Source organism: Ilumatobacter nonamiensis YM16-303 (assembly GCF_000350145.1).
Taxonomy (GTDB): Bacteria; Actinomycetota; Acidimicrobiia; order Acidimicrobiales; family Ilumatobacteraceae; genus Ilumatobacter_A; species Ilumatobacter_A nonamiensis.
Genome location: NZ_BAOL01000228.1, coordinates 1 through 6,541 on the forward strand (window position 1 = coordinate 1; position 6,541 = coordinate 6,541).

4 protein-coding genes are annotated in these 6,541 nt (G+C 67.2%); 1 reads left to right on the forward strand and 3 read right to left on the reverse strand.

Features of this window, described 5'->3' with window-relative positions; all coding sequences use genetic code 11:
• Positions 1–2,184, forward strand: a 2,184-nt coding sequence (locus ON45_RS17975) for an Ig-like domain-containing protein (RefSeq protein WP_040495734.1), incomplete at its 5' end; no start/stop codon positions are given.
• 27 nt (positions 2,185–2,211) lie between these two features.
• Here ON45_RS17975 and ON45_RS17980 read toward each other — a convergent pair.
• From ON45_RS17980 to ON45_RS17990, 3 genes are read right to left on the reverse strand one after another with little or no spacing between them, the layout of a single operon-like run.
• A complete protein-coding gene (locus tag ON45_RS17980) occupies positions 2,212–4,365 on the reverse strand; it encodes a transglutaminase TgpA family protein (protein ID WP_148288759.1) in 2,154 nt (717 codons plus the stop codon).
• On the reverse strand, positions 4,344–5,474 hold the full coding sequence (locus tag ON45_RS17985; RefSeq protein WP_040495738.1) for a DUF58 domain-containing protein: 1,131 nt from the start codon (positions 5,472–5,474) through the stop codon (positions 4,344–4,346). Before ON45_RS17985 ends, ON45_RS17980 begins: the two co-directional genes overlap by 22 nt.
• A gap of 3 nt (positions 5,475–5,477) precedes the next feature.
• Entirely contained in the window at positions 5,478–6,404 is a 927-nt protein-coding gene (locus tag ON45_RS17990; protein ID WP_241432246.1) for an AAA family ATPase, read from the reverse strand.
• Positions 6,405–6,541 lie beyond the last annotated feature (137 nt).

Sequence of the window (6,541 nt, forward strand, 5' to 3'; positions counted from 1 at the left end):
GGCCAGCCTGGCTGTCCCGCGGGCGGTACGGCCACGGTCACCCCGGACGGACAGGTTCGATTCGACCCACCCTCGGGGCGAACCGGCATCTTCCGGTGCACCTACGAGGTCATGAACGATCAGGATCTTCGTGACTCCGCATCGATCATCGTCTCGGTCCGAGACCCACAGGTGTCCAATCGGTCACCCATTCCGCAGAACGACACCGCGACGGTCAACCTGGGTGGGCAGGTCAGCGTCGACGTCACGTCGAACGACATCGATCCCGACGGCGACACGTCCGCGCTTCGGGTCACGTCGTCCACCCAACCCCCGCTGGGCACCGCGACCCGGAGCGGGAACGTCATCACTTTCACCGCCGGGCAGGTCACGGGTGTGGCCACGATCACCTATCAGGTCGAGGACAGCGAGGGTGCCCTCGCCACGGGCCGCTTCCAGATCACGGTGAAGGAGCAGGCCAACGTCGCGCCGATCGCGCGTCCCGATTCGCGTCAGATCACGGCACCGGGAGTCGCCACGGTGATCGACGTGCTCGCGAACGACTCCGATCCCGACGAGTCTCCAGGGGGGCTGACCGTCACGTCGGCGCAACTCAACAGCGGACGAGGAACGCTCGGACAGTCCGGGTCGAGCGTCACGATCACTCCCGATCCGGCCTTCGTCGGCGTGCTGAGAGGTACCTACACGATCCTCGACGGCGAGGGACTCACCGCATCGTCCACGGTGTCGCTCGAAGTGCTTCCACGGGTCAACCGTCCACCGGTTGCGCTCGATGACTCCGTGTCCGTCGCGAACGGCTCCTCCGTGACGGTGCCGGTGCTCCAGAACGACAGCGACCCGGATGGCGATCCGCTGACCCTTTCGATCGTGTCCGGCCCCGACGCTGCGCTCGGCACGGCATCGGTGTCAGGAGGAACGGGCATCACGTTCCAGGCGCGCCCGGGTGCGTCGGGAATCGCGGCGATCACGTACCAGATCAGCGATGGCGAACTCACCGGGACCGCGACGCTGCGGGTGACGGTGGCGTCGTGTCAGGCATCGCAACCCGTCGCGTCGAACGCATTCCTCAGCACCGGCTATCGCCAGCCGATCTCGGTCAATCTCGCCGCGTACGCGCAGAACGGCAACGTCGTCGATGTCGTCGGTCCGACGGGCTACGCCAACGGTGTCTACTCGCCGCCGGCAGGTGAGAACGGCAACGTCACGATCAGCTACGCGGTCGAGAACGAGTGCGAGGTCCGCGCGAACGGTGTCATCACGATCGATGTCAACCAGAGCCCGTCGAGCCAGAACGTCTCTCTGAGCCTGCACCGTGGAGCGAGCGCCGAGATCCCGGTCGGTCAACTCGGAAGCGATGCAGAGTCGCTGACCATCAGCGGTACCTCGGGTGCGCCCGGTTGGGTCGGCGTGCAGCCGGGTCGGCTCCTGGTGAACGTCCCGAGCGACGCGGCCTACGGGCCGACATCGTGGACGACGACGATTTCCGATCCCGGTGGTCTCACGGCGTCGTCGACCGTCACGGTCACCGTGGTCAATGTGGCCCCCGTGGCGGTGGGCGACACGATCGATGCATCGAGCGGTGCCGGGACGACCAACCTCCTCGCGAACGACTCCGATGCCGACGGCCCGACGTCGGCTCTGTCGATCCAGTCGCTGCCATCGACGATCACGTTCGATGGGGGAGGCACCGGCACGGTCACTCGTTCCGGTGGAAACGTGACCGTCACGACGTCCAACGGGCACGGTTCCGCGACCTTCTCGTACACCGTGGTCGACGCTGGAGGGGCGGTCTCCAACGCGGCGACCGTCACCGTGGTCGCTCCGCCGGTTCCGACGACGACGACAACGACGACGACCACGACCACGACGACCACCACCACGACCACCACGACGTTGCCGCCACCGCCGCCCAACCGCGCGCCCGTTGCCCGCAACCAGACGGTGGCCGCAGTCGCCGGCGTGACGGTGTCCCTCGGCCTGAACGTGTCGGATCCGGATGGCGATCCGCTGACCGTGATCGATCTGAACTCGAACGGGGTGACGGTCTCGGTTTCGGGGACGACCCTCAACATCAGCTCGTCGGTCGCGGGACTCTTCCTCGTGACGTACCGCGTGTCGGACGGAGATCTCACGTCGTCGGTCGCGACGGTCAGGGTGCTGGTCGGCCCGGCACCCGGTGAATGACGTTCGTCCGGGGTCGACCTGGATGTACTAGACCGGCGAGCGGGTCTGCCGCCGGAGGCTTCTCAGGCTGAGCCGCCACCGAATTCGTTGCCGTCGGGTGCGTTCACTGCGCATCGTGGATTCGACGGCGTACAGGCACGAGGTCGCGTCGTCCGCCAGGTGCTCGGGATGCTGTGGATCGCCGAAGGTGGTCGTGCTCGCGAGCGTTGCGAGACGGTGGACCTCGGTTCGCGCATTCGGCGCGAAGCGCTCGGACTTGTCCGCGATCTCATCGTTCGTGTTCGCCGCGGCGATCGACATTCCACCGTCGACGAGAGCGTTTGTCGCGAGCGACCAGGCCCCGCCGACCCGTTCACGGGGCGAGCCCGACAACCGCCGACGACGCCGGCGCCACTTCGCCCCGAGGACCACGACGACGAACAGGATGATCGGCACGAGCAGCGCGGCCACCCCGGCGCCGACGTACAGGGCATAGGTCACGACCGTCGGAAGCCCGGAGGATGTGTCGGCGTCGGCGTCGTCCTCGGTCACGACGGGCTCGTCGGTCGCCTCGGGCGGTGGATCGATCGGCGGTTGTGGTGCAGCCGGGGTCTGCACCTGCGGTTCCATCGGTGGGGGCGTCGAATCGGTGTTCTCGTTCTCGGGAACGGGGTCGAATGCCACCCAGTCGGTGCCGATCCGAACTTCCGGCCACACGTCCGCGTCGGAGGACAGGATCGTGAACGTGGATGCATCGCCGTCGGTTCCGATCTGCTCCGGATCGATTCGGTATCCCGTCGCCACTCGTGCTTCGACACCCAGCGATCGGGCAAGCAGTACGAACGCCGTCGCGAACTGTTCCGAGTTCCCGCGCCGCGTCTCGCGCAGGAAACGTTCGATGAGAAGGCGTTGCAGACCGCCGCCCGGCGCATCCGTCCGGAGGACGAAGTCGTTGCGCATCGTTGCCTCGATCGCGCGCAACTGCTCGAGGAAGTCGGTCGTTGCCTCGGCACCGCCCTGCTCTGCCAGTTCCTCCGCGACCTCGACCAGAGCCGTACCGTTCTCGTCGTCCTCGCTGATCCCGATCGCGCCGAGCGCATCCTCGGTATCGGGGTCGACGTGTGCGGTCACCGGATACTGCTCGCCGAGAACCGGCCGGTCGACGAGAGCAACCAGCGTCCGGTCCTCGTCGGTCTCGGTCGGGGCGTCGATGACGATGGGCGCCCCGGGCAGCGGAAACAGCCGGAGATCATCGTTCTCGAAGGTGACGGTGTACTCGATGAACTCCCGCTCGGCCCCACTCAACCGACGACCGATCGGGCGCAGCACGACGCTCGGCGACCAACGTCGACCGTCGTATCGGCTGAGCGCCGACGTGCGCCACAGGTGTGGGATCCGATCGTCCTCCGTGGAGTCGATCACGGCGATGTCGTGCAACTCGATCGGTGGTTCGATCGTCTGGAGGGCGAGGGTGGCCTCGATGGGATCGATCACGGCAGCGGAGGCTGCTGCCGGCTTCGTGTCCCGGGGGTCGGCGCGATCGTCCAGGCTGACGGGAATCGCGACGAGACCTGCCGCGACGATCGCGATGGAGGCCGTCGGGACGAGTCGACGTTCACCGCGGAGCAGTCCGAGGCGTTCGGAGAGCCGACCATCGACGCCGGGTCGCAGGACCGCGAACAGTGCAGCGAGGAGCGCGAGGAACAGGGTCCACCAGAGATTCACTCCGCGGGGAGCGCTCAGGGCGATGACCAGAATCTGTGCCGCGGCCACGGGGATCAGCGGGCTGAGATGGAACCGCTCGCGACGCGTCAGTTCGACAGCCGACAGCGACGCCACAGCGAGCACCGTCGCCACCGTGCCGACGAGATCGGGACGTTCGGGACTCGGCCATTCGGTCGACAGGATCCGTTGGGTTCCGGGACCCAGCGAGGCGAGGAAATCGGCGGTCGTCCCGCCGACGATGAACACCACGGTCGCGACTGCGGCGACCGAGGTCGCGAGCCCGGTTGCGAGGCGCGCGCCCCAGCGTCGATCGAAGACCACCCACTCGCCCACGCCGACGATGGCGGGGACCAGTGCGAAGGACCAGATCGGCTGATCGAAGACGGCACCCGCAGCGAGTCCGACCACGCACATCATCACCGTGATGACGATGAGCCGAGCGCGGATCAGGCCGATCACACCATCGCCCCGGTCCACGAGTGCCACTGTTGGACGAAGTCCGGTGCGTCCTGGGCGGCGACCGAGATTCCGACGCCCGCCTTCGCGCCGACGCCGACTCGGACGGTCGTCATCCGGTCGTGGGCCGACAACCGCGTCGTCGGGCCGTCGGGGCCGGTCACCATCACCACCGACGTGTGGTCGAAGCCCTTGCCGAAGAGCGCCGCGACGTGGAGCGCTCCGCTGCCGACGTGGAACACGGGCGTGAGCAGATCGAGCACCTCTGCTTCCGTGACGATCGGTGTCTCGCGGCCGGCATTCGCCGGATCGGTGGTGCGTACCACGACGTCGAGCCCGGTACGGAGCGCGTGCACCGCCAACGTCGCGGCGACGTCGACGATCTCCTCGAAGTCGTCCGGGGTTCCGACGGCGGTGCCGGTGTCCACCACGATCGTGAACTCGGGTCGTCGGACCTCGATGTGCTCGCGGACCATCAACGTGCCGGTCCGTGCAGTGGTCGGCCAGTGGATCATTCGGGGGTCGTCGCCCGCAACGTACTCGCGCATCGACACGAAACCCGACAGTGGATCGGCGGCGGCCCGGCGCACGATCGATTCGTTCTCGATCACCCTCGATGAACCCTGGGGTCCGACGAGGTCGTAGATCTTCGGGTGAACGGTCACCTTCTGGGCGTGCTCGGCATCCTGCTCGCTCCGCCACTTCCCGATCGCCAGGAAGAACGGATCGATCTTCTGGACGTCGAGTGGTCCGACTTCGAACACGCCACGCCGACGGGTCGGCATCGTGGCGTCGATCACGTGGACGTCGCCACCGTCGACCGGATCCACCTGGACCTCGATCGTCGCGCGGTCGATTCGGTCGAGCACGGTCGCTCGACCCGATCGGTGGCCCGTGTCGTTCCGGATGCGGTACTTGACCCGCACCGGATCGCCCCGCGGGACCCGGATCGTCTGGATTCGTCGTTCGACGCGGGCGCGCAATCGGCGGCGAGCGGACAGCACCGCGAGGATGACCACCGCGCCGGTGCCGGCAGCGGCGACGAGGAGTTCCTCGTATCCCCACCAGAGACCGAGCGCAACCAGGATGATCGATCCGAGAACGGCGCCGAGCCCCGATCGGGTGAGCACGGGTCAAGCTCCGCTGGTGCGGGGGACCGGAATGGTGTCGGTGATGTCGGCGATGAGGGTGTCGATGGTGATGCCGCGGAGTTCGGCTTCGGCGGAGAGGGCGACGCGGTGGGCGAAGACGGGTGCGACGAGGGTCTTGATGTCGTCGGGGGTGACGAAATCGCGGTCGTCGGTGGCGGCGTAGGCGCGGGCGATGCGCAGGAGTGCGAGGGTGCCGCGGGTGGAGACGCCGAGTCGGAGGTCGGGGTGGGTGCGGGTGGCGGACGCGATCTTGACGATGTAGTCGTGGATGGTGTGCGCGACGGCGATGTTGTCGATGGCGCCGATGGTGGCGTCGAGGGTCGCGGTGTCGGTGACCGGGTCGAGCTGTTCGCTGCGTTGGGTGCGGTTGTAGTTCTCGAGGATGGAGATCTCGGTGGCGTGGTCCGCATAGCCGAGGGTGAGGCGCATCGCGAACCGGTCGAGTTGGACGTCGGGAAGGGGGAAGGTGCCTTGGAAGTCGCGCGGGTTCTGGGTGGCGATGACGAAGAAAGGTCGGGGGACGGGGCGGCTCGTTCCGTCGGCGGTGACCTGGCGTTCCTCCATGACTTCGAGGAGGGCGGACTGGGTCTTGGGTGAGCCGCGGTTGATCTCGTCGCCGATGAGGACGTTGGAGAACACGGGGCCTTCGCGGAAGGTGAACTGGCCGGAGCGTTGGTCGTAGACCATGACGCCGGTGATGTCGGTGGGCAGGAGGTCAGGGGTGAACTGGACCCGTTTCCATTCGCCGGCGATGGAGTTGGCGATGGCTTTGGCGAGGCTGGTCTTGCCGGTGCCGGGGACATCGTCGAGGAGGAGGTGCCCTTCGGTGAGGAGGCAGCAGAGGGCGAGGCGGATCTGGTGGCGTTTGCCGCGTATGACCTGGTCGATGTTGTCGATCAGAGCGTTCACGACATGAGAAGTGCTACCAACCACGCCAGAAGTGTAGATGTCCCGACTCCTCCGGTGGTGTCCCGCCACTCCCCGTCGCACAATTCTCCTTTTCGTGATCAGTCCGCGCGCTCCGTGCGCGAACTGTTCACGAGAAC